Origin of the sequence: Bacteroides sp. 43_46 (genome assembly GCF_001915455.1) — a bacterium.
Classification (GTDB): Bacteria; Bacteroidota; Bacteroidia; order Bacteroidales; family Bacteroidaceae; genus Bacteroides; species Bacteroides caccae.
Window position 1 is genome coordinate 11,661 of sequence record NZ_MNQN01000051.1, and the last position, 3,249, is coordinate 14,909.

Below are 3,249 nucleotides of genomic sequence, written 5' to 3' on the forward strand. Positions count from 1 at the left end.
AGTTTCAAATTACTCACCACATCAGAGAACTTTTCAAAGAACTTTTCACGACTGATATTGTATCCTATTGCCACGGAAGGGAAGAAACCAAAACGGTTTCCTTTAGCAAAGTTCTCGCTACCATTGTATCCGAAGTTCAATTCAGCCATATAGCGGTAATCATAAGCATAAGTGACGCGACCGGCAAATCCTTGCTTGCGTTGCGGAAGCGACTCAATGAGATCCTCAGGAGCGTTACCGTTGTATTGGTCTTGATTGTAGAGGAACATTCCGGATACATTGTGCACCGTATTGAACGTACGATTATAATTAATCATTGCCTGAATATAGAGTCGACGGTCACCACTCGATTTATTCGAGGTCTGCAATACAGTACTTTGTTCAGAACCAATTCGATTCAACGTGTAGTCCGATAAATTGTCAGTATTATAGTTTATTACCTGAAACTGATTGTAACCGGCCGAACGATCGGTGTTAGTACTACTCCAGTTTTTGAACGAGAACAAAGCTTCTGCAGAAAGGCCTTCGGTAATGAAATCAAGTTTTTGCTCAAATTTCAGGTTGGCCATAACTGTACTTTCAAATTGTGACTGATATCCTCTTGCCATTTCAGCGTATGGATTACGGAAGCCACTATTATATTTACCACCGGATTTTCCACCCCAACGAATGATCCGGGAAACGTACCGGAAAATCAACCGGATTGGATTCCATAACCATACCAAACAGATCACTCGTATTAGAGGTAGGACCAGAATAGTCCCTCAGTTGCACATTCAAGTTCAACGACAGTTTACTTGATTTAGATAAATTCAGATTGAAGTTATTTTGGAACACATATCGCATGATGTTGAGGTTATTTTTATAACTAAAATCATCGGTATTACGCAACACACCACTATCATGGTTGACAGACACACTGCTAAAATAATCTAATTTTTTGGAACCACCGCGAATAGTAACATTGATATTTTGATTCATAGCCCCGCTACGGAACAATTCATCATACCAATTCACGTTAGGATAAATAAGCGGATCCAATCCTGCCCTTGTACCGGCAATCTTATTGTCGGAATAAAGCACCTCACCTGTACCACGTGTCAACACGGCTTCATTGTACATCTCCATATAACGCACACCATCAACAAACTTCGGCGTTTTGGTATGGGTGGAATACGCGTTTTCTAAACGAATATTAACGATAGCTTTGTCACTTTCACGTCCCGATTTGGTTTTGACAATCATCACACCGTTTGCACCACGTGAACCATAAAGCGCTGTAGCCGTTGCATCTTTCAACACGGAGAAACTCTCAATAACTTCCGGATCGATAGCATTCAAGTCACCGCTCGAAGCTTGCACACCATCAATGATAATCAATGGACTCCTTGTGCCATTGAAAGTAGAAATACCGCGAATCCAAAAGTCGGCCCCATCAGCCCCCGGTTCACCGGAACGCTGTACGGCAACCACACCAGCCAAACGTCCGGCAAAACCTGTAGACAACTGGGAACTGGGAACTTTCAGTTCGTCAGGCTTCACCATCTGTACCGAACCAACTACTGATTCTTTCTTTTGCGTACCATAGCCTACTACGACCACTTCATTCAACGTTTGTGAAGATTCCTTCATGACTACCTTAACAAACGTGCCTACCGTAGCTTCCACATTGACCGGATCATATCCTATATAAGAGATACTCAATGTCACTTTCTTAGCAGGTACTGTCAACACGAAGTTGCCATCAATATCAGTGATGACACCGGTCTCAGTATGTCCCTTCAAAACTACGGACGCACCGATAACAGGTTCTCCATTTCCATCCCGGACAGAACCCTTAATCTGGTATTTCTCATTGCTTACATTACTTACTTCTTCTCTCCGCTTCAACACGATATCTGTGCCATTTATCACATAATCCACCTGAGAATTCGCAAATATTCCATTAAGAACTTCGGACAAATTCATTCCTTTAGCAGAAAAAGAAATCTTCCGCTTAACGTTAAAATCTTTCGTATTATAAAAGAAATTGTACCCCGTTTTTTTTTCGATTTCCTTGAGTGCTTTTTCAATAGTCACATCCTGAAAACGGAATTCCATAGCCGCATTTTGAGAATGAACGGTCTCAGCATACGAAATCCCAATGGACATGAACATAAACATAATAAAGAACCTCATAAACAAAGGGATTTTACCAATTGCCCATAAAAAAGTATTTTTTCGGACATTTTTTTGGTTGTAATTACATAAATACATAACTTTAAAATGTGATTTAAGATTGGTAAAAAATGATTGTTGCTTGTTGGCAGACAAGCGATCTCGTTTTTTCAATATAGAAAAGCATGGCAGTGCTTTTCTATATTTTTTTGTTTCTTTTTTCAAGTTGGTGCTTTCATAGTACGTCAATAATTAAGATGATTAATATAATTCTATTGTTGCTTTAGCTCCGTCGTTTCCCGGACTATTATTCTTTACAATACGATAATTAAACCGACAAGAAATAGAAAGATTCTTTATAATCTGTTCCACCCCCTGATTTTTAATTGTGCCGGTGAAACGACTATTTTGCAATTCGTCATTGATAATACGGAATGTCACGTGGTATTTTTTAGATAAGATATCAAGCGCTTCTTGAAGCGGACAATCTTCAAGAACAATTTTTCCGTCTTTCCATCCTATTTCTCTTTCTATATCAACTTCCTCCACTTTAGATTTCCCCGTTTCAGCATCATAAGAAATCTTTTGTCCCGGCTGTATCAACACAGCTCTTTCTTTTTTATCAGCCGTTCGGCTAATAAACTTAACCGCCCCGCTAACCAGTGTCGTACTTGCTCCTTGCCTGTTAGTCTTGACATTAAATTCTGTTCCCAACACTTCAACTTCAGCCTCTGAAACAGTATGAACAATGAAACGTTTACCATTTTGCTTACGCACCACGAAGTAGGCTTCTCCATCTAAATACACCCTGCGTTCCTTAGCAAAGTGAGTGGGATACTTTAGTTTCGCTTGAGAATTTAAATAAACCGTACTGCTGTCCGGCAAAAGCACAGTACAAACTTCACTGTCATTTCCGCGAGCTTCCATCCACACAATGGCATCATTTCCATCACTGTTATCTGAAAACCAATAAATAGTAGTCAGAATAAGAACGGGGAGAGCTAATATGGCAGCAACCTTTCCTATATATCGCCAAATGCGTTTGTGTTTCCGCCGTTCCACTTGTCTCCAGAAATTCTGTAACGCCTGCTG

At 40.1% G+C, this 3,249-nt stretch carries 1 protein-coding gene and 1 pseudogene; both read right to left on the reverse strand.

Going from position 1 to position 3,249, the window contains the following annotated elements; all coding sequences use genetic code 11:
• A pseudogene (locus BHV72_RS05530) lies at window positions 1–2,256 on the reverse strand (SusC/RagA family TonB-linked outer membrane protein); the annotation flags it as partial.
• A gap of 162 nt (window positions 2,257–2,418) precedes the next feature.
• A partial coding sequence (locus BHV72_RS05535) for a FecR family protein (protein WP_286855045.1) occupies window positions 2,419–3,249 on the reverse strand: 831 nt, incomplete at its 5' end.